Consider the following 20,221-nt stretch of genomic DNA (forward strand, 5'->3'; position numbering starts at 1 on the left):
CACCACAGCGGTCCGTCCACATGCCGAGGGGAAGGTGTCGATCCCGACGCCCGCATCCGCTACCAGTCCGACATCGTGATCAAAGCTCCGTTGAGCACCGTCTGGAAGCTGCAGACCGACGTGGAGAACTGGCCGTCCTGGCAGCCGCCCGTGCTCACCATGGAGCGGCTCGACCACGGCCCGTTCCGGAAGAGTTCGCGGTTCCGGTGGACGACCCCGGCGCCCGCCACGCCCACGACCCCTGCCACCACCCTGGAGATCACCTCCACCGTGCGGCAGCTCCAGCGAGGTCACTGCATCCTGTGGAGCGGACCCGCGCTCGGCGAAGGGCTGCGCATCGACGAGGGGGTTCATCTGTGGACCTTCGAGAAGGTCAAGGGCGGCGTCCGCGTCCACACCGAGGAAACCTGGACGGGCGCCCAGGTCGAAGCGGACGTCCCCACCGCGACCGCGGCACTCGGAGCAGGCCTCGAAGCCTGGCTGCGCGACCTGAAGGTCACCGCCGAGGCCCGCACCTGAGGCGGCCCGTAGGACACCCCCCGCGCACCAGCGGTGGCGTAAACGGGCTGGTGAGCGGGGGTGCGGGGCGCTGTGCCGCGCGGATGTGCCGGAAGGCTGGGATGCTGAGAGGGAGAGCGCGCCCATGGTCCGACCTTGAGTGGACGGTGGTGATGAGCGCTGTGGCCGAGTCCGACGAGAGGGCTCCGGGACCGACCGTTCCGGCTGATCCGGCTGTACCCGCTGTTTCGGCTGTACCGGCTGCTTCGGCTGTACCGGCTGCTTCGGCTGTACCGGTGGTTCCGCCTGCACCCGCTGTTCCGCCTGCACCCGCTGTTCCGGCCGTTCCGACCGCCCCGTACGCCGATCCGTACCCCGACCCGTACGCCGATCCGCTGGGTGATCCGTTTCTGCGTACCCGGTTCGTGCTGCCGACGAGGCCCGGCACGTTCCTGCGGCGGCAGCGGCTCGTCCGGCATCTCGACCAGGCTCTCCGGACGCCCCTGACGCTGGTCAACGGAGCGGCCGGCGTGGGAAAGACCCTGCTGGTCGCCGACTGGGCCGCCGGCCGGGAGGAGCCGGTCGCCTGGCTCACCGTCGAGGCGGGGGACCGCAGTCCCGGGGTGTTCTGGGCGTACGTACTCCAGGCCCTGCGCTCCCGAGGTGTGCCGGCGTCCGGCGCGGTCGGGTTCCCGGCGGACCCGAGCCGGGTGGACGGCAGGCTGCTGGCGGCGCTCGCGGCCGAGCTGAGCGGTCGTGACGAGCCCGTGGTCGTGGTGCTCGACGAGTACGACCGCGTGACCGCCCCCGAGATCGCGGAGCAACTGGAGTTCGTCCTGCACCACGCCGGGCAGGGCATGCGTCTGGTCCTCGTCACCCGTACCGAACCCCTGCTGCCGCTGCACCGCTACCGGGCGGCCGGCCAGCTGACGGAGATCCGCGCGGCGGAGCTGGCCTTCACCCCCGAGGAGGCCGTCGCGCTGCTGGAGCTGCACGGTCTGAGCATTCCGGTCCCCGCCGCCCGCGCCCTGGTGGACCGTACCCGGGGCTGGGCCGCCGGCCTGCGGCTGTGTGCCCTGGCCGCGCGGGAGAGCGCCGACCCGGAGGTCTATCTGAAGGAGTTCGAGGCGGACCGGAGCGCGGTCGCGGACTTCCTGCTGGCCGAGGTGCTCATGCGGCAGCCGGAGGAGACGCAGGACCTCCTGCTGCGCGTCAGCGTCCTGGAGCGCTTCTGCCCCGATCTCGCGAACGCGCTGACCCGGCGCACCGACGCCGAGCGCCTGCTCGTCGGACTGCACCGCGCGAACGCGTTCGTCGAGGATCTCGGGCACTCGTGGTACCGGCTCCATCCACTGTTCGGGGAGATACTCCGGGCCCATCTGCGTGTACGCCTGCCGGGGCTGGAGCCGGAGCTCCACCGGCGGGCGGCGCGGTGGCTGCGTTCCTCCGGGTTCCTGCCGGAGACCCTCGCCCACGGTGCCGCCGCGGGCGACTGGGGTTTCACCGCCGGGGCCCTCGTCGACGACCTGGCGATCGGACAGCTCTTCACCGGTCTGCGCTCCGAGGACCTGGACCAGTTGTTCTCCCGGATGGGGCCCGAGGCCACGTCCCCCGCGGCGCACCTCGTCCGGGCCGCCCGCGACCTGTCCAGATGCGACCTCGACCACGGCCTCGCCCATCTGCACCACGCCGAGGAGGGCCTGAACGCCGACGTGCCCGACGCGTCCGAGGTGGCGGCCGCCCTGCTGAGCTGTGCGCTGCTGGAGGCGCTGGCCGCACGGCTGACCGGTTCTCCCGTACGGGCCGAGAGGGCCGCCAGGGCCGCGGGCGAACTGCGGGAGGAGGTGCCCGCGCACCTCCTCGACAAGCATCCCGAACTCACCGCGCTCCTGCTGACCCATCTGGGCTCCACCCGCCTGTGGGCCGGGCGCTTCGAGGATGCCCGCGCCGCCCTGACCGCGGTGGCCGGCGCTCCCGGTGACGCCTCCACCGTGCTCCCCCGGGAGGAGGCGATGGGGCACCTGGCGCTGATCGACTACCTGAACGGCTGGCTCGGCAGGGCGGAGCGCAAGGCCCTGGCGGCGGTGTCCGAGGCGGAACGGTTCAGCCTGCCCCCGCCGTGCGGCTCCGGCCTCGTACGGCTGGTCCTGGCGGCCGTGGCCGTCGACCGCGACGAACTGGACCGGGCCCAGGCCCTCCTCGACGAGACGGACCGGCTCCACCGCGCCATGCAGGACCCGGTGACCGCGGCGGGACGGGCCATCGTCACGGCCCGGCTCCTGCTGGTCCGGGGCCATGCGGGCGCCGCGGCCGAGGCGGCGGACCCGGCCGTCTCCGCCGCGGTGGCCTCACCCTGGGCGGCGAGCCACGAGGCACTGGTCGCCTCCGCCGCCCACCTGGCCGAAGGCCGGCCCGAGGAGGCGGCCGAGGTGCTCCGGGGTGTGTCCGCCGACCAGCCGGCGTTTGCCGTGGAGGCCGCGCGGATACAACTCGCCGCGGGTCGTGCCGTTGCGGCGATCGACCTGCTGGACGGCGTCCGCACCGGGGGCCGTACCGGTCCGGCGGTGACCGTCCGGGCGGCGCTGGTGCGGGCTCGGGCCGCCGAGGAGGCGGGAGACACCGCCACCGCCCGAAGGCTCGTCGAGCACGCGCTCCTCGACGCGCGGCGCGAGCGGCTGCGGCGCCCGTTCCTCGACGCCCTGCCGTGGATCAGGCCGCTCCTGGCCACGGCACCGCTCCACGAGCTGGCCGCGGGCTGGCTCACCTCCGGTCCCGCCCGCAGCGACGATCCGCCCCGGCCCGAGGCGGGGCCCTCACCGCTCGTCGCCGCGGAGCTGAGCGGCCGGGAACGCGACGTGCTGGAGCGGCTGGCCCGCATGATGTCGACGGAGGAGATCGCCGCCGACCTCTACGTGTCGGTGAACACGGTGAAGACCCACCTCAAGAGCGTCTACCGAAAACTGGCGGTGAACCGCCGGGGCGACGCGGTACGCCGGGCACGAGACCTCGGCTTGCTGTGAGCGGGAGACAGCGAACGCGACGGCGAGCGCCCGTCGGGCACGTACGTCGACGCACGTACGCCGGGGCACGCACGCTGGGCAGCGCATGTCCGCAAGTAGCCCTTGGCGGGCGTACCCCGGTGGCCCGGCCGCCCCGTGGCCGTTCCCTCCCCCGCGGCGGGTGAGGCGCGGGACGGGGGCCTCGGCTGCGATGGGAGGTGGCGGCTGGGCGCGCGCCCGGCGACTGCCCGGCTGACTCCGGCGCCGTCCCGGGCCGACTCGGCGAGGTGGACACCGTGAAGCACTGGCGGGCTCTGATCGTCCTGGGTACGGCCCAGTTCCTGATGGTCCTGGACACCTCCGTCATGAACGTCTCCATCACGCGGCTGGTCCACGACTTCGACACGGAGGTCACCGCCATCCAGGCGGTCATCACGCTGTACGCGCTGGTCATGGCCGCGTTCATGCTCATCGGCGGCAGGTTCGGGGACATCCTGGGACGCCGCCGCGTGTTCCTCCTCGGGCTGGTCGTCTACGGCACCGGATCAGCCCTGACCGCCGCGGCACCCACCGTCTGGGTCCTCGCGCTGGGCTGGTCCGTCATCGAGGGGCTCGGCGCCGCCCTGGTACTGCCGGCCATGGCCGCCCTCGTCGCGGAGTCGTACCGCGGGCGGGACCGGGCCGTCGCCTACGGCGTCATCGGCGGGCTCGCCGGAGCGGGGATCGCGGTCGGCCCGCTGCTGGGCGGCTGGGTGACGACGTACCTCACCTGGCGGCTGGTGTTCGCGGGCGAGGTCGTGGTCGTCGTGGCCGTCCTGCTCTGCCGCCGGGTGATCCCGAAGACTCCCCCGACCGGCCCGCGCCCCCGGCTGGACGGCGTCGGTGCCGCGCTCTCGGCGGCCGGACTGGCGCTCGGTGTGCTCGGGGTGCTGCAGAGCAGCACCTGGGGGTGGCTGCAGCCGCGCAACCCTCCCTTCACCGTCTTCGGCTTCGCCCCGACGCTGTTCGTCGTCGGCGCCGGGGTGGCCGTCCTGGCCGTCTTCGGCCACTGGGAGCGGCGGCGTGACCGCCGGGGCGCCGACCCCCTCGTGGACCTGTCCCTGCTGGGGCGGCCCGCGCTGCGCTCCGGTCTGCTGACACTGCTGGGACAGAACCTCATCCTGCTGGGGCTGTTCTTCGCCGTCCCGCTGTACCTGCAGGTCGTGCAGGGCTTCGACGCCTTCGAGACGGGGCTGCGCCTGCTCCCCGTGTCCATCACCATGCTCGTGACCTCGATGTGCGGATCCTCACTGGGGCGCGTGGTGGGGCCGCGCCGGGTGGTCCGGCTGGCCCTGCTGGTCCTCGCGGCGGCCATCGCGTGGCTGCTGACCGCCATCGACCCGGTCATCAACGACGCGCAGTTCGCGGGCGCGATGGCCGTGCTGGGCGTGGGCATCGGCCTGCTCGCCTCGCAACTCGGCAACGTCGTCCAGTCCAGCGCCGCCGAGAAGGAACGCAGCGAGGTCGGCGGGCTCCAGTTCACGGCACAGAACCTGGGCTCGGCGCTGGGCACCGCACTCATCGGGTCGGTCCTCATCGGTGCGCTGGCCCATGCCTTCACCACACAGGTGGAAGGCAACCCGCAACTGTCCGAGGAGACCCGCCACACGGTCGGGGTCGCTCTTGAGTCCGGTATCTCCTTCGTCACCACCGGTCAGGTGCGCTCGGCGGCCGAGCGTGCCGGGCTGCCGCCGTCCGAGGTCGACGCCGTCACGGACTCGTACGCCTCGGCGCAGCTCGCCGGCCTCAAGGCGGCGATCCTCGCCACCGGTGGCGTCGCCCTCGCCAGTTTCCTGGTCACACCGCACCTGCCGAGCGGCCGGGCCGGTGGGCCGCGGCGGCCGGACGCCGATGCCCCGGCCGGAGCGATCGGATCCACGGGATGAGCCCGGCCCGCCCACCTGCACGCCGGGCCGCGGGCCGCGCCGCGCGCCGTGCGCACGGGGACTACACGGGTGGCGTCTACGGTTCCCTGCTCGCGGCCTCCGTGGTGGTCGGCGCCGGCACACTGGGCGACTTCCCGCGCGTGGAGCTGGTGCTGCTGTTGCTGGTCACCGGCGTGGTGTTCTGGATCGCGCACGTCCACGCCCAGCTGTTCGGGGCACGTCTGGCGCGGCGGCCCCTGGACCGCCGGACCGTGCTGCACGTGTGCCGTGACGAGTGGCCGATCGTCAAGGCCGCCGTCCCGCCGGCCGCCGCGGTGGCCGTCAGCCCGCTCCTGGGCCTGGACGTGCGGGGTGCCCTCTGGCTGGCGGTCTCCGTCGCCGTGGCCGGGCAGGTGGGCTGGTCCGTGGCCGCGGCACGCCATGCCGGTGCCTCCTGGCGTCTCGTGACCGCCACCGCCTCGGTCAACCTGCTGCTCGGCCTGCTGATCGTCGCGTTCAAGATCGTTCTGAAGTACTGAGGCAGGTCACCTGTACCGGGTGAGGCCCGACGGCACGCCGCGGCGGACGATCGCAGAAAGGAGGCCGTGCACCTGTCTTCCACTGTCTTCCAGGTCGCCCGCGGGAGCAGCTCATGCGCTACGAGATCCGCGTCGACGGACATCTGTCGGAAACCCTGACCGAGGCTTTCCCTGAGCTCGGTCATGTGGTGATGGCCGGGCAGACCGTCCTGTTCGGCCCGGTCGTCGACGAGGCGCAGCTGTACGGGCTGCTGGCGCGCTGCCAGTCCCTGGGGCTGCGCGTCGTGGAGATGCGGCAGCTCCCGGAGGGATGACTCTCAGTAGGGCTCTCAGAAGGGCCGCGGCTCTCAGAGAGCATCTGATTCAGAGGCTCTCCGCCTTGAGCCGGCCGGACCGGACCGCGGCCCCCAGCGTCTCGAAGTCCCGCTCGTTCTGGTCGGCGTAGGACTGGGCGAACTCGGTGAGCGCGCGGTCGAAGCGGTCGCTGCCGCCCAGGTAGGAGGCTATGGCGACGGGGTCGCCGGAGCGGGCGTGGGCCCGTGCCAGGGACGCCCCGCACAGCCGGCCGAAGAGGGTGAGCAGGCCCGGCCCCATGGTCTCCGGCCGTGCGATGCCCTTCCAGTCCCGCAGCTGGCGCACGTAGTAGTCGTGGCCCTGCCCGTCGATGCCCGAGATGTGCGTCCAGCCCAGGAAGATGTCGCTGGTCGTCTGGATCAGCCGCTGCCCGGTCACCACCCGGCGGCCCTGGTTGTCCCAGCGGTCGGCGCCCGTGGGAGCGGACAGCACCGACTCCTGGGCCTCCTTGGCCTGGAGCAGCAGGGGATCGTCGTCGTCCCTGCCGAGCATGAGGATGATCCAGCAGCGCGTACCGACACTGCCGACGCCGACCACCTTCCGGGCCATGTCCACGAGCCGGAAGTGACGCAGCAAGTGGCGGCGTTCGGACGGCAGGGTCCGCACATAGCCCTCCAGGACGGTCTGCAACTCCTTCTCCTGCCAGTCCTCGGACGGGTCCAGCAGGTCCGCGAGCGGAACGACCAGCGGCGGGTCCGGTGCGATGCGCCGGCCCTCGGCCGTGACGCGGGTCAGCTTCGCGAAGGCCTGGAGGTGGGTGCGGGTGCGGGCCTGCGCCGATGCCCTGGCGGCGCGGCGCCTGGCCTCCGCGTTCGCCGACGAGGCCATCAGTTCCCGCACGTGGTCGGTGTCGTCCTGGGCGTACCAGATGTCGAGGGTGCGCATGCCGGCGAAGCCGCGCATACGCTCCCGGTACGCCTGCACGCACGCCCGTACGGCGCTGTTCTGGTCCTTGACCGGGAAACCGTTCGCCCGGCCGGCGATCACGAAGCTGGCCGCCAGGCGTTTGACGTCCCATTCGAACGGTCCGGGCAGGGTCTCGTCGAAGTCGTTGATGTCGAAGACCAGATGGCGCTCCGGCGAGGCGAGCAGCCGGAAGTTCAGCAGGTGGGCGTCGCCGCAGAGCTGCACCAGCAACCCGGTGTTCGGAACCGGAGCCAGGTCCGTCGCCATGATCGAGGCCGCGCCACGGTAGAAGCGGAACGGCGACTCAAGCATGCGGCCGTAGCGCACCGGCACCAACTCCGGTACGCGGGTGGCCGACTGACGCTCCAGCACCTCCACGGGGTCGGGTCGCTGCTGGTCCGGCTCGAACCAGCCGTGGGCCGAACGCGAGGCGCGCGTGCGCGCCTGCCGGCCGTACGCCGCCCGCTCCGAGGGCGACAGGGTGGACGTGAAATCGCTCGGTACGGTCATGGCCCGGCCTCCTGGTCCGGTGTCGAGATGTCGGTCGTGTCGGTCGTGTCGGTGGTGTCGGCCGTGTCGGCCGTGTCGGCCGTGTCGGCGGTGCCGGCCGTGCCGGTCGCGGCACCCGGCTCCGCCGACGGTTCACCCGCCCGGCGGCGCAATCCCACCTGGACCGCGCCCGCCAACACCCGAGCGGCGACACCCACGAGCAGCAGCCCGCCCGCCATCTGCAGCATCACCATCACGCGCCCCGTCTGGGAGCGCGGGGTGATGTCCCCCAGGCCGACGGTGGAGAAGACGGTCAGCGTGAAGTAGAGGGCGTCCGTCCTGGTCAGCGGCTCACTGAAGGAGCGCGGGGCGGAGCTGTCCAGCAGGTAGTAGGCGCTCGCGAAGACGACCAGGAACAGCGCCAGCGTGGCCACCAGGGCCTCGACTGCCCTCAGCCGCGGGTAGGGCGAGCGCACGATGGTCCGCACCTCCCACGAGAACAGCAGCAGAACCGCCAGCAGGCCGCACACGAACACCGCCGTCGCGCCGGCCGTGCCGCGCACGCCCAGTGGCAGCAGGTAGTAGGCGGTGACGAACACGGCCGTGACGAACACGACGCGGGCGACGCACGCGGCCCCCGCCCGCCGGCGGGAGCGGAGCCACCGGTCCCACCGGTGCGCGGCGGGCCCGGACCGGGTGGGGTCCGTCCGGGCGGTCGGGGGATCGCTCATCTCAAGTGCCATCGCTCATCCCATGTGCCTAACGACCCACCTCACCGCCACGGCGGCGCGGACGGATCACCCGCCATGGGTGACCCGGCGGGCCCACGGCGCGCGGGACGGTGGAGCTGTCAGGTCCCCGCACACCGCCCCGCCGGCGGTCCGGAAGCGACCTGCGCGATCACGCGAGGAGGAGCCATGACCGCGTCGCGTGGTCCGGCACCGCCCACCGGACCGGAACACACACACGGCGGGGCGGCCGCGGGTCCCCTGGGCGACCCCGCAGACGTGCTGGCCGGACTCGGCCGGTCCTGGACCTGGATCCTGGGCTCGGCCGTCGCGATGCTGGTGCCCGGCATCCTGGTGCTGGTCTGGCCGGGGGCGACCCTGCACGTCCTGGCGGTCGTCATCGGCCTGTACCTGCTGGTGATCGGGGTGTTCCGGTTCGTGGCCGCCTTCGCCCGGGAAGGTGCCGGCGAACGGCTCCCGGCGCTGCTCCTGGCCCTGCTGTTCGTCCTGGCGGGGGTGCTGTGCCTGCGGAACCCGTTGCAGACCATCGCCGCGCTGTCCGTGATCGTCGGGGTCGTCTGGCTGGTGTCCGGCGTCCTCACCCTCTACACGGCCATCGCCACCAAGGACCTGCCCCACCGCGGCATCGTCCTGGGCGTGGCGATCCTCGGCATCGTCGCGGGCATCGTGGTGCTCGCCCTGCCCCTTGAGTCGGCCCGCGCCCTGACCCGGCTGCTCGGTGTGTGGCTCGTCCTGCTCGGCATCGCCGAGGCGGCCGTCGCCTTCGCGTGGCGGCACGCGCTGCACAAGGGGGAGCACGCCACGGCCCCCCACGACCCCCGACCGACGGTCTGACACCGGCAGGGCGGCGTACACGACCGCGGCAGACACGACGGCAGCGTGCACGCCGGCGGCACCCACGACGGCGGCATCCACGACGAGGGGAGCACCCATGGCCCCGTCCGCGTCCCCGGCTTCGCCGGACTCCGGCGGAGCCGGCTCCGACCGCCCCGACCGCCATGCCCTGACCGCCGCGGAGCACGCGGAGTACGAGCGGCTGCGGAAGGCCGCGAAGGTGCGCCACCGGCGGGCACGCCAGGTCGGCGCCTCGGTCCTGCTGCTGCTCGCCCTGCTGCTCTCCCCCCTGGCCGTAGTCTCGGCCTGGGTCCATGACACGGTCACCGACACCGACGGGTACGTGGAGACCGTCGCGCCGCTGGCGTCCGAACCCGCGGTGCAGCAGGCCGTGATCAACCGGCTCACCGACCGCGTCATGACGAACATCGACGTCGGGGCGGTGACGAGCGCACTCGCGAGCTCCCTGAAGGACGCCGGGGCACCACCCCGCGTCGTGGCGGGCGCCGAGGCACTCAAGGGCCCGCTGGAGGCCACGGTCAGAGGCACCGTCGACCGCGTCGTGACCCGTGTGATCGTCAGCGACACGTTCCAGCGGGCGTGGGTGGGTGCCAACCGGCGGGCGCACGCCGCCGTGACGAACGTTCTCACCGGTGAGAACAACGGTGTCATACGGGCCCAGGGCAACACCATCCAGCTGGACCTGGGGCAGGTCGTCAACCAGGTGAAGCAGCGCCTCGTCGACGCGGGCTTCGAGAAGGCCTCCGCCATCCCGGCCCCCGACCGGAGGATCACGCTGTTCGAGACCAAGCAGTTGGACAAGGCGCAGGCCACGTTCCGGGTGCTGGACGTCGTCGGCACCTGGCTGCCCGTCGTGACCATCGCGTTCGCCGCGCTCGCCGTGTGGGTCGCTCCGGGACACCGGTTCATGCTGCTGGTCCTGGCCACGGGTGTCGGCGTGATGATGGTGCTGCTGATCGTCGCCCTGGCCGTCGCCAGACGCGCCTACCTGGACTCGGTCCCGTCCTCGGCGCTGCCCCCCGACGCGGCCGCGGTCATCTACGACACGTTCGTCCGCTTCCTGCGCGACAGCGCGCGCACCCTCCTGGTCGTCTCCGTGATCACAGCGCTGTCCGCGTACATGTTCGGCCCCGGCCGGGGCGCCTCCGCCGTCCGCCGCACCGCGGACCGGGGCACGACCGCCACCGGCCGGGCGCTGACCCGCACCGGAGCGCGGACCGGCCCGGTGGGGCGCTGGCTGGGAGACCACCGGAAGTGGACCACGGGTGTCGTCATCGCGGCGGGAGTCCTCGCGCTACTGCTCTGGAACGAGCCCACGGTCGGCGCGCTGGCGCTCGTCATCGGCATCGTCCTGGCCGTGCTGATCCTCCTGGCGATCCTCGCCGCAGCCACGGGCCCGGCAGCCGCGGGCCCGGCAGCCGGGCCGGAGGACCAGGCGGCCGCCCCATGAATCCCCGGCGCGGTGCGTCATGGTTCCGGAGCCCCGGAAGGGCGCCGCACGATCACCCGCATCGGGTGAGGCCGCCCGGTCCTTGCCGCGGTCACGCTGAAGTCGGCACAAACGGCTGCCGGGTGAGCGCCCGAGCACCCGGGGACGGAGGACGGACATGAGCGCGCAGACCTATCTGGCGTATGACTTTCCACTGCTGGGCGCCTTCTGGGCCATCCTCTGGTTCTTCCTGTGGATCCTCTGGTTCGTCCTGCTCTTCCGCATCGTCCTCGACATCTTCCGTGACGACGGACTCGGCGGCTGGGCGAAGGCCGGCTGGCTGGTGTTCGTCGTCGTACTGCCCTTCCTGGGCGTCTTCGTCTACGTGATCGCCCGCGGCAGGAACATGGGCCGCCGGGAGATGGCGCAGGCGCGTGCGCAGCAGGAGGCCTTCGACAGCTACATCAGGGAGACCGCGGGCTCCAAGGGCGCGCCCAGCAGCGTCGACGAACTCACCAGGCTGTCCGAGATCCGCGCCCGCGGTGACATCACGGACGAGGAGTTCCGCAGGGCGAAGGAACTGGTCCTGGCCGGCCACGGCCCGACGGAGCGCCCCGGTGCCGGCGGCTCCACCTCAACCTCCCCGTCAACCTCCGGTCACTGATCGCCGAGCGTGCCGGACGACACGAAACGAGGAACCGAGATGACAGCGACACACACCCGGCAAGCGCACACGACGAAGCAGAACTGGGCCAGCGGCGGGACGATCTTCGCAGCCGTGATGCTCATGATCGGCGGCGTGCTCTCCATCTTCCAGGGCATCATGGGAATCGCCCACAACACCATCTTCGTCACGACGAACAGCTACGTCTTCAGTTTCGACCTGACCGGCTGGGGCTGGCTCCACCTCGCCCTGGGCATAGTCGCCGTGCTCACCAGCTTCGGACTGCTCGCGAACGCGACGTGGGCACGCATCACCGGCGTGATCATCGCCTCGTTCATCTTCATCACCGACTTCCTGGCGCTGCCGTACTACCCGGTCTGGTCGCTCGTGATGATGGCGCTCACCGGCTGGGTCATCTGGGCCCTGTGCGTGAGCGGACGCCGCGAGGAAACCGCACGGTACGAGGCCGAACGGCACGAACGCGCACCGCATCACGTGTGAGGCCGTCCCGGTGGAACAGGTGGCACGACACGGCGGGGACGCGAGCGGACCAGGTGCGGGAGGGCTCGCGGCAGCACACGGGACCGGCGTCGGCCGGGCTCGCCTCGCCGTGCTCGCCCTGACGGGCAGCGTGCTGGTGCCGCTCGTCGTCGCCGGACTGCGGAGCGTGCTGTGGGCGCTGGCCGGCATCGCCGGACTGGCGCTCGCCGCCGTCGGGGTGTGGTGGACCCTGGCTCACACCGGTGTGGTCCGGGCCCTCGGGCTGGCCCTGTCGGTGGCGGCGCCGCTCGCCGTCCTCGCCCTGTACGCCGCGTACGGCATGCTGTGGCCGGCCTGCGTGGCCCTGGCCCTGTGGGTACTGGCCGTCGCCGCGGCGCGTACGGCCCTGGCACCCGCGCACACCACCGCGGAACGGGCCGTCGACGAGGCGCCCCGTCACCCCTGGGTCCTGATGAACCCCCGCTCCGGCGGCGGCAAGGTGGGGCGCTTCCACCTGGAGGAGAAGGCCCGTGCGGCGGGCGCCCGGGTGGTCCTGCTGGAGGGACCCCGGCACCAGGACGTCGCCGGGCTGGCCCGGCAGGCCGTCGCGGAGGGAGCCGACCTCCTCGCGGTGGCGGGCGGTGACGGCACCCAGGCGCTGGTGGCCGAGGTCGCCGCGCGCCACGACCTGCCCTTCGCCGTGATCCCCGTCGGCACCCGCAACCACTTCGCCCTCGATCTCGGCCTCGACCGCGACGACCCGGCGGCCGCCCTGGAGGCCCTGACCGGCGGCATCGAACTCCGCGTCGACCTCGGGTACGCCGGGGACCGCGTCTTCGTCAACAACGCCTCGTTCGGCACGTACGCGTCCGTCGTCGCCGACCCCGCGTACCGCGACGCCAAGCGCCACACGGTCCTGGGGACCCTCCCCGGCCTCCTCACCGGCGAGGACGCGCCCACGCTGCGGATGCGGGCCGGGCCGACGCGGGCCGAGGGGCTCCAGGCGCTGCTCGTCAGCAACAACCCCTACGGGCGTGCCGTCGACGCGGCCCGTCCGGGGCGCCGTGCCCGGCTGGACTCGGGACTGCTCGGCGTGGTGTGCGTACGGGTCGCCGACACCGCCCAGGCGGCCGGCATGGTGCGCGGCCCGCGTGCCGCGGGACTCGTCCGGGCCAGTGCCCCGGACGTCGTCGTGGAGGCGGACACGGCCACCCTCCCGGTCGGCATCGACGGCGAACACGCCGTACTGCCCGCACCCGTGCGGTGCCACAGCGCACCCGGCGCCCTCCGGGTCCGCGTCCCGCGCCACCGCCGCCGCACACCACGGGCGGGCGCAGAGCCCGCCGACTGGCCGCGCGTGGCACGACTGGCACTGGGGCGTCCCCGCTGAGCGCGGCGCTGCGAAGAAGTAGAAAGAGAGAGTGACCCGGCGTCTCAAGGCATCTCACGGGTTCCTCAAGGTGCCTCAAGGTGCCTCAAGGTGCCTCAACGGCGGCGCTGTCTGCGCTGATCTCGTCCTTCCGGCCGGGGCGGCGGCCACGGCTCCGGCGTCCCGTACGGCAGCTCGAACTTCTCGTCCGGTGCGAGCCGGGACAGCGCTTCCGTCAGACGCTCGCAGACCTGCTCGATCTCCCGGAGGGTGTGGTTCCGTTCGGTGACGATCGCCGAGAGCAGCAGGGCCGTCAGGGACACGGTGCCGTTGAAGGCCTGCAGGATGACCATCTTCGCAAGGAGGCCATGAGCGGCGAACGGACCCGACCCGACGGCCCCCGCGTAGATGGCGATCCCAGAGGCGATCAGCACACAGGGCGCGGCGCCGGCCAGCTGGAAGCGGAACGCCGCCCAGATCAGGAAGGGGACGACGAGGAAGAGAAGGTTGACCGAGGTGTGGGTGGCCACCACGGTGACCGCGGCCGTGCCGCCCAGCAGAGCCACGGCCTCGACCCAGCGGAGGACGGGGACGCCGCGTGGCCATCTGGCATGGCGTGCGACCAGCAGCAGCGGGGCGATGGCCAGGGCCCCCATCGCGTCGCCCGTCCACCACACCGACCAGGTCGGCCAGAACGCGTCGGACGGCAGCGCGCCGAAGGCCACGAGGACGCCGGTGCCGACCGTCGCGCTGATGACCATCCCGCCCAGGGCGGCGAGGAAGACCAGCGCCAGAGCGTCCTGCAGCCGGTCGAGTTCGGTCCGGAAGCCCACGCGCCGCAGGAGGAGGTAGGCGCAGACGGGGGCGATCGTGTTGCCGGCCACGATGAGGAGCACGGGAACGATCCACGGCCCGAGCGCCACGTTCACCAGAAACGCCCCGAGAGCGATGGCCGGCCACATGCGCAGGCCCCACAGCATCAGGGCGACGAGAGCGATCCCGGTCGGCGGCCAGAACGGCGTGACCTGCCCCCGCACCAGTTCCTGCTGCAGCCCGATCCGGGCGCAGACGTAGTAGGCGGCCACCACGGCAGCCAACCGCAGGCCCACGGCGCGGTACTCCCGCAGCCGCTCCCGACGCGCCCGGTCGTCGCTCACATCTCGCCCTCCCGCCGCTGCCGGAGCCCCCCGTAACGCAGGACGAGGACCGCGGCGTCGTCGCTGTGGCCGGTGAGGTCGGCCACCTTGATCACCCGTGCGGCCAGCTCGTCCGGGTCGGTGCCACAGGCGCCGACGGCCAGATCCGCCACCTGCGCGAGCCCTTCCTCGATGGGGTAGCCGGGGCCCTCCACCACACCGTCGGTGAACAGCACGTACGCGCCCACGTCGGTCAGCAGCCGGCGGGTTGACGGGTACCGCTCGCCGGCGACGATGCCCAGGGGCAGACCGCCGTCGTTCAGGACGACGTCGCAGTGGCCGTCGGCCGTGGCCCAGACGGCGGGTACGTGCCCGGCGCGGGCGTCGGCGAGCTCGCGGGTGACCGGGTCGAAGCGCAGGAACGAGCAGGTCACGAACAGCCCGGAGTTCATGGCCACGAGCAGGTCGTTGGTGCGCCCGAGCACCTCCGCCGGGTCCGTGGTGGCGGTCGCGACGGCGCGCAGACAGGTGCGCACCTGCCCCATGAGAGCCGCGGCCTCCACGTCGTGGCCCTGTACGTCGCCGATGGCGAACCCCACGGAGCCGTCCGGCATGAGGAACCCGTCGTACCAGTCACCGCCGATGTCCAGCCCGGCCCGCGCGGGCGCGTACCGCCCCGCCACCTGCAGGCCGGCCAGCACCGGCAGCTCGGCGGCGAGGACCTGGCGCTGCAACGCGGCGGCGAGCTCGACGCGGGCCTGCTGGAACTTGATCCGCTCCAGTATCCGTCCGGTGAGATCCCCGAGCGTGTGCAGCAGCTCTCCGGTGCCACTGGACGACGTGGTGCGGCGGTGAGGAGGCATGGCATCACACTCCGGGTCCTGTCGGAGTTGCACCATATGGGCTATATTTCACCATTTCACGTTACCAACAGAGACCCGACGCCTGCCGGGATCGGCCCGGAGATCAGAGGGAGAACGGAGGGAGATCGGTCCGGGATCGGCCCGGAATTCGGTCGGAGCTCGGCCCGGGATCGGTCGGAGGTCGTCGGAGGTCGTCGGAGGTCGGTCGGAGATCGGTCGAAGGTCGTCGGAAACGCTCGGGCCGGCGGGCCGAAGGTCGGGCCTCGCTCCAGGGCACCCGGGTGCCGCGCGAGCACACGAAACCGTGACGAGTCCGTCGGGCCCTCGCAACACCGTTGGCACCAGGCGAACTTGTAGGTTCGAACAGTGATCAGCACAAGCGAGGGTTCGAACGGCGCGACGGCACTGCTGGAGGTGCTGCTCGACGCGGCGCGGGAAGCACCGGGTCAGACCGTCGTCCATGTCCGGGGGGACGGCAGCGAGCGCACCGTCACCTTCGCCGGGCTCCGGGACGAGGCACTGCGCGTCGCGGGCGGGCTGGTCGCCGCGGGTGTGGAGCCGGGAACCCCGCTGCCCCTGGTCGCGGACCGGGGAGAGGACTTCCAGCCCATGTTCTGGGGCGCGCTGGCGGCGGGCGCCGTCCCCGTGCCGCTCGCCCCGGATACACACCGGGTGGAACCGGTGTGGGAACTCCTCGGCAGACCGCCGCTGGTCGTGGACGGGTCCACCGCGCCCCTGGCCGGAGAAATCCGGGGCACGGTACGGGCGTTGCACCTGGACGAACTCCGCGAAGGCCGTCCGCCCCGCCGACTGCCGCGGCCCGCCCCCCGGGACGTCGCGTTCCTGCAGTTCTCCTCGGGAAGCACCGGCTCCCCCAAGGGCGTGGAACTGACCCACGCGGGCGTCCTCGCCAACCTCCGCCAGATACGCACCGCGACCGCCCTGACCGGCGACGACGTGACCGCGACCTGGATGCCGTACTTCCACGACATGGGCCTGATCGGCACGCATCTGGTGCCCATGGCGGCCCGCCTGAAGCAGGTGCGACTGGAGCCGCTGTCCTTCGCCAAGCGTCCCGCCCTGTGGTTCGAGGCCGTGGCACGGCACCGCGCGACCGTCCTGTCCGCGGCCAACTTCGCCCTCGCCCTCGCCGTACGACGGGTGCCGCCCACCGCCCTGGCCGGCCTCGACCTGAGCTGCGTACGGCTGATACTCGTCGGCGCCGAACCCATCGCCCCGCGCGTCTGGCGGGAGTTCACGGCCCGTACGGCCCCGGCGGGGCTGGACGCCCGTGCCCCGCTGCCGGTGTACGGACTGGCCGAGGCCACGCTCGCCGTGACCGTCCCGCCCCTGGGGGAGATCGCCGCACCGCTCGTACTGGACCGTGCCGCGCTCAGCAGGGGCCGCGCCGTGGAGGCCGGACCGGGGCCGCACGCTGTGGAGTTGATGGACGTCGGCCGTCCCGTGGAGGGCTGCGAGGTCCGGATCACCGACGGTTCCGGGGGATCGCTGGGTGATCTGCGTGTGGGGCACGTGGAGGTACGTGGACCTCAGGTGGGACGCGGATACCACCGGGCGCCCGAGGCGAGCGCCGCCACGTTCACCGAGGACGGCTGGCTACGCACCGGGGATCTCGGGTTCCTGCGGGCCGGGCGGCTGTGCGTGACCGGGCGCCACAAGGACGTGGTCTTCGTCAACGGCCGTACGTTCCACGCGCCGGACCTGGAGCAGGCCGTCGCCGCCACGCCGGGGCTGCCGCAGGGGGCGGTGGCCGTGGTGGGGTCCACCGTCCCGGACAGCGGGAGCGAACGGGTCGTCGCGTTCGTGCAGTGGGCGCGTCCACCGCTGGGCAAGGCCGGGCCGGTGCTGCGGGCCGCCGCGGCCCGGCTGCGGGAGGCACTCGGGCACGACGACGTGCGGGTGCTGCCGCTGCCGCCGGGGGCGTTTCCGCGTACCACCAGCGGGAAGCTGCGCCGGGGCGTCATGCGTACGCGCTTCGAGTCCGGTGCGTACGCCGCCGTCGAGGGCCGCTGGGCGGACGTTCCGGGTTCGGCTCCGGCTTCGGCTCCGGCTTCGGTCGCGGCTCCAAGCCCGTCGTCTCCGGCTTCGGATCCGGCTCCGGCTCCGGCTCCGGCTCCGGCTCCGGCTCCGGCTTCGGCTTCGGCTTCGGCAGTGGCGGGCTCGCCTCGGTCGTTGTGTGACGTCCAGGAGGCGGTGCGGAAGGTCTGGGCGCAGGTCCTGGAGCGGCCCGAGGCGGAGATCGGGCTGCACGAACGGTTCTTCGACCTGGGTGGCTCCTCGCTCAGGTCGATGGCCGTGCTCGCCGGGCTGGAGGACACCTTCTCCGTCACCGTGGAGCCTCGTGTCCTACGGGACCACGACACCGTGGCGGCGCTGGCCGGGCATGTGATCGGTCTGCTCGCGGACACGGGTGAAGGCACGGAGGGCACGGAAGACGCCGAACGCGGTGAAGCAACCGGTGATGCACCCCACCCCGGTGGTGCCCTCGCCGTGCTGGCAACCGCCTGCCGCTTCCCCCGTGCCGCGACCCCCGAGGACTTCTGGGAGCTCCTCGTCTCCGGAGGCGACACCGTCGGTGACGTACCCGAGGACCGCTGGACAGGTGCCCCCGCGCCGAACGCCCGCTTCGGCTCCTTCCTCACCGACCCGGACCCGGCCGCCTTCGACGCCGCCTTCTTCGGCATGGACGACACGGAGGCACGCGCGACCGACCCACAGGCGCGGATCTTCCTGGAACTGGCCCACGAGGCGCTGGAACGCGCCGGGTACGCGGGCCCCCGGCGGACCGGCCGCAGAATCGGCGTGTTCGTGGCCGCCGGTGAGAGCGGCTACCGCGAGGTCCTGGCCGAAGCCGCGGACGGCGACCTCGCCCGCCACCCCGCCGCCCTCACCGGCAACCTGCCCAACCTGCTCGCCGCCCGTCTCTCGCAGGCACTGGACCTGAACGGCCCGGCTCTCGCGGTCGACACGGCATGCTCGTCGGCACTGGTCGCCCTGCACCTGGCCCGGCAGAGCCTGCTGTCCGGCGAGTGCGACCTCGCCGTGGTCGGCGGCGTCAACCTGGGCCTGACACCGACCGGTCACCGGCTGCTCGAAGCGACGGGTGCGCTGTCCCCGACCGGCCGGTGCCGTGTGTTCGGCGCCGACGCCGACGGGTTCGTCCCCGGAGAGGGCGGCGCGGCCCTCGTCCTCGCCCGCCTCGACGACGCCCTGGACGCCGGTGATCCGGTACTCGCGCTCGTACGCGGTACGGCGGTGAACAACGACGGGCGCTCGCTGAGCCTCCTCGCCCCCAACCCGCACGGCCAGCGCGAGGTCCTGACCCGCGCCTACCGCGAGTGCGGCGTCGATCCGGCCGCCGTCTCCTACGTCGAGGCGCACGGCACGGGCACCCCCGTCGGCGACCCCGTCGAGGCGCAGTCGCTCGGGCACGCGTTCCCGCCCCGTGCCGACGGGACGGTGCGACGGCTCGGCTCGGTCAAGGCGAACCTGGGGCACCTGCTCAACGCCGCCGGCATGCCCGCCCTGGTCAAGGTCGTCCTCGCACTGGCCCACCGGCAGCTGCCGCCCTCCCCGCACAGCACCCCGCCCGCAGCGTTCCTCGAACGCGTCGCACCCGGGTTCGCGCTCGCCACCGAGCACCAGGAGTGGCACGACGAGGGCCGTCCGCTGGTGGCGGGGGTGAACGCCTTCGGCTTCGGCGGCACCAACGCGCACGCCGTCCTGGAGGAGGCGCCGAGCCGCCGCCCCGAGCAACACGAGCTGCCCTCCGTCACCGCCCACGGCCCGCACCTGCTGACGCTGTCGGCCCGCACCGGAGACGCGCTGCGCGCCGCCGCCGGCGACCTGGCCGCCCATCTGCGGGCCCACCCCGAACTGGACGAGGGCGACGTCTGCGCCACCGTCAACACCGCCCGCGACGAGGGCCCGTACCGTCTCGCCCTGGTCGCCGACGGCGACCTCGCGGCCCGCCTCGAAGCCGCCCGCGACGAGGGCGCCGTCGCGCGCCCCCGGCCGCGTACCGTCTTTCTGCTGCCGGGCCAGGGCGCGCTCCGCCCCGGCCAGGGCCGTGCCCTGTACCGCTCGGCTCCGGTGTTCCGCGAGGTCCTGGACGAGGCGTCCTCACTCACCGGGCCCGTCCTCGGCCGCTCCCTGGCCGCCTGGTGCCTGGACGAGGACGCCGACCCCGCCTCGCTGGCCAGGACGGAGGTGACCCAGCCGCTGCTGGTCGCGTTCGGCGTGGGGCTGGCCGGGCAACTGGCCGCCTGGGGTGTACGGGCCGACGCGGTCGTGGGGCACAGCGTCGGCGAGATCACCGCCGCGTGCGTCTCCGGCACGCTGACCCTGGCCGAGGCAGTGGGGTTCGCCGCCGAACGAGGGCGCCTGGTGGGCGAGCTCGCCGCACCGGGGGCCATGGCAGCCGTGCGGGGTGACGAGGACACGGTCGCCGCCGTGATCGCCGCGTCCGGCGCGGCGCTGTGTCTGGCCGCCGTCAACTCACCCACGCAAGTCGTGCTGGCGGGCGAGGAGGACGCCGTCGACCGGGCGGTGGCGGAACTGACGGCCCGCGGTGTGGCCGCGCGCCGCCTCCGTGTCTCGCACGCCTTCCACTCGCCGATGCTGGAACCGGTCCTCGAACCCCTGCGCAACGCGGCCAAGACGCTGACGCTCCACCCGGCGGGCACACCGATGCTGAGCACCGTCACCGGGCAGTGGAGCCCCGCGCTGACACCCCAGTACTGGCGCGAGCACGCGATCCGGCCGGTGCGGTTCGGCGCCGCCGTCGCCCGACTGCTCGACGAGGGCTACGACACGTTCGTCGAACTCGGCTCCGGCGACTCCCTCTGCGGCCCTGTCCGCACGGTCGCAGGCGCCTCACGGCACGCCGCTGCCGCCTCGGAGGTGGCGGTCCTGCCCGCGCTGGGCGATCAGGGGTCCGGGGCGGGGGCGTTGCTGGAGACGGTGG

General features: G+C 73.1%; 15 protein-coding genes. 11 read left to right on the forward strand and 4 right to left on the reverse strand.

The features are described from left to right. From FPZ41_RS32940 to FPZ41_RS32960, 5 genes are all read left to right on the forward strand, one after another. Positions 1–519 (forward strand): SRPBCC family protein (locus FPZ41_RS32940; RefSeq protein ID WP_152867267.1); only part of this gene is annotated, 519 nt, incomplete at its 5' end. 374 nt (positions 520–893) lie between these two features. Further along, positions 894–3,518 (forward strand): LuxR C-terminal-related transcriptional regulator, encoded by a 2,625-nt coding sequence (locus tag FPZ41_RS32945; protein ID WP_152867277.1) that lies wholly within the window; start codon positions 894–896, stop codon positions 3,516–3,518. 275 nt (positions 3,519–3,793) lie between these two features. Next, positions 3,794–5,422, forward strand: a complete 1,629-nt coding sequence (locus tag FPZ41_RS32950; RefSeq protein ID WP_322621028.1) for an MFS transporter — start codon at positions 3,794–3,796, stop codon at positions 5,420–5,422. Beyond that, positions 5,419–5,940, forward strand: a complete 522-nt coding sequence (locus FPZ41_RS32955; protein ID WP_152867268.1) for a hypothetical protein — start codon at positions 5,419–5,421, stop codon at positions 5,938–5,940. Before FPZ41_RS32950 ends, FPZ41_RS32955 begins: the two co-directional genes overlap by 4 nt. A 113-nt stretch (positions 5,941–6,053) precedes the next feature. Beyond that, positions 6,054–6,254: a hypothetical protein gene (locus FPZ41_RS32960; protein WP_152867269.1), complete on the forward strand. Its 201-nt coding sequence runs from the start codon at positions 6,054–6,056 to the stop codon at positions 6,252–6,254. 49 nt (positions 6,255–6,303) lie between these two features. Here FPZ41_RS32960 and FPZ41_RS32965 read toward each other — a convergent pair whose 3' ends face one another. Next, the gene (locus FPZ41_RS32965; RefSeq protein ID WP_152867270.1) at positions 6,304–7,710 is read right to left on the reverse strand and encodes a DUF2252 domain-containing protein; all 1,407 of its coding nucleotides are present in this window, start codon (positions 7,708–7,710) and stop codon (positions 6,304–6,306) included. After that, positions 7,707–8,420, reverse strand: a complete 714-nt coding sequence (locus tag FPZ41_RS32970) for a potassium channel family protein (protein WP_152867271.1) — start codon at positions 8,418–8,420, stop codon at positions 7,707–7,709. The genes FPZ41_RS32965 and FPZ41_RS32970 overlap by 4 nt, the downstream gene beginning before the upstream one ends. 186 nt (positions 8,421–8,606) lie before the next feature. Between FPZ41_RS32970 and FPZ41_RS32975 the strand changes: the two genes are divergently transcribed. The 5 genes from FPZ41_RS32975 to FPZ41_RS32995 all read left to right on the forward strand — a co-directional run bounded on the left by FPZ41_RS32975 (position 8,607) and on the right by FPZ41_RS32995 (position 13,256). Beyond that, on the forward strand, positions 8,607–9,272 hold the full coding sequence (locus tag FPZ41_RS32975) for an HdeD family acid-resistance protein (RefSeq protein ID WP_152867272.1): 666 nt from the start codon (positions 8,607–8,609) through the stop codon (positions 9,270–9,272). A gap of 97 nt (positions 9,273–9,369) precedes the next feature. Beyond that, a complete protein-coding gene (locus FPZ41_RS32980; protein WP_152867273.1) occupies positions 9,370–10,743 on the forward strand; it encodes a hypothetical protein in 1,374 nt (457 codons plus the stop codon). A gap of 157 nt (positions 10,744–10,900) precedes the next feature. Beyond that, positions 10,901–11,386 (forward strand): SHOCT domain-containing protein, encoded by a 486-nt coding sequence (locus tag FPZ41_RS32985; RefSeq protein WP_152867274.1) that lies wholly within the window; start codon positions 10,901–10,903, stop codon positions 11,384–11,386. A gap of 39 nt (positions 11,387–11,425) precedes the next feature. Beyond that, positions 11,426–11,887 carry a DUF7144 family membrane protein gene (locus FPZ41_RS32990; protein WP_152867275.1) on the forward strand — a complete coding sequence of 154 codons (462 nt, stop codon included), beginning with the start codon at positions 11,426–11,428 and terminating at the stop codon, positions 11,885–11,887. Positions 11,888–11,996: 109 nt separating this feature from the next. Continuing rightward, positions 11,997–13,256 (forward strand): diacylglycerol/lipid kinase family protein, encoded by a 1,260-nt coding sequence (locus FPZ41_RS32995; protein WP_322621031.1) that lies wholly within the window; start codon positions 11,997–11,999, stop codon positions 13,254–13,256. Positions 13,257–13,351: 95 nt separating this feature from the next. Here the strand turns inward: FPZ41_RS32995 and FPZ41_RS33000 are convergent, their stop codons facing one another. Together FPZ41_RS33000 and FPZ41_RS33005 are read right to left on the reverse strand one after the other, a co-directional pair. Continuing rightward, positions 13,352–14,392: an MASE1 domain-containing protein gene (locus FPZ41_RS33000; RefSeq protein ID WP_322621029.1), complete on the reverse strand. Its 1,041-nt coding sequence runs from the start codon at positions 14,390–14,392 to the stop codon at positions 13,352–13,354. Continuing rightward, positions 14,389–15,234 carry a PP2C family protein-serine/threonine phosphatase gene (locus FPZ41_RS33005; RefSeq protein WP_228023141.1) on the reverse strand — a complete coding sequence of 282 codons (846 nt, stop codon included), beginning with the start codon at positions 15,232–15,234 and terminating at the stop codon, positions 14,389–14,391. The genes FPZ41_RS33000 and FPZ41_RS33005 overlap by 4 nt, the downstream gene beginning before the upstream one ends. Before the next feature lie 366 nt (positions 15,235–15,600). Here FPZ41_RS33005 and FPZ41_RS33010 point away from each other — a divergent pair. Continuing rightward, positions 15,601–20,221 (forward strand): polyketide synthase (locus FPZ41_RS33010; RefSeq protein WP_322621030.1); only part of this gene is annotated, 4,621 nt, incomplete at its 3' end.

The sequence above is a fragment of the Streptomyces acidicola genome, from assembly GCF_009377235.1.
Lineage (GTDB): Bacteria > Actinomycetota > Actinomycetes > Streptomycetales > Streptomycetaceae > Streptomyces > Streptomyces acidicola.

What these genes read in the sequence shown, in the direction of transcription:
- FPZ41_RS32955 (WP_152867268.1), top strand. Translation starts at nt 5,419, where the DNA reads ATGAGCCCGGCCCGCCCACCTGCACGCCGGGCCGCGGGCCGCGCCGCG.
- FPZ41_RS32960 (WP_152867269.1), top strand. Translation starts at nt 6,054, where the DNA reads ATGCGCTACGAGATCCGCGTCGACGGACATCTGTCGGAAACCCTGACC.
- FPZ41_RS32965 (WP_152867270.1), bottom strand. Translation starts at nt 7,710, where the DNA reads ATGACCGTACCGAGCGATTTCACGTCCACCCTGTCGCCCTCGGAGCGG.
- FPZ41_RS32970 (WP_152867271.1), bottom strand. Translation starts at nt 8,420, where the DNA reads ATGAGCGATCCCCCGACCGCCCGGACGGACCCCACCCGGTCCGGGCCC.
- FPZ41_RS32975 (WP_152867272.1), top strand. Translation starts at nt 8,607, where the DNA reads ATGACCGCGTCGCGTGGTCCGGCACCGCCCACCGGACCGGAACACACA.
- FPZ41_RS32980 (WP_152867273.1), top strand. Translation starts at nt 9,370, where the DNA reads ATGGCCCCGTCCGCGTCCCCGGCTTCGCCGGACTCCGGCGGAGCCGGC.
- FPZ41_RS32985 (WP_152867274.1), top strand. Translation starts at nt 10,901, where the DNA reads ATGAGCGCGCAGACCTATCTGGCGTATGACTTTCCACTGCTGGGCGCC.
- FPZ41_RS32990 (WP_152867275.1), top strand. Translation starts at nt 11,426, where the DNA reads ATGACAGCGACACACACCCGGCAAGCGCACACGACGAAGCAGAACTGG.
- FPZ41_RS33005 (WP_228023141.1), bottom strand. Translation starts at nt 15,234, where the DNA reads ATGCCTCCTCACCGCCGCACCACGTCGTCCAGTGGCACCGGAGAGCTG.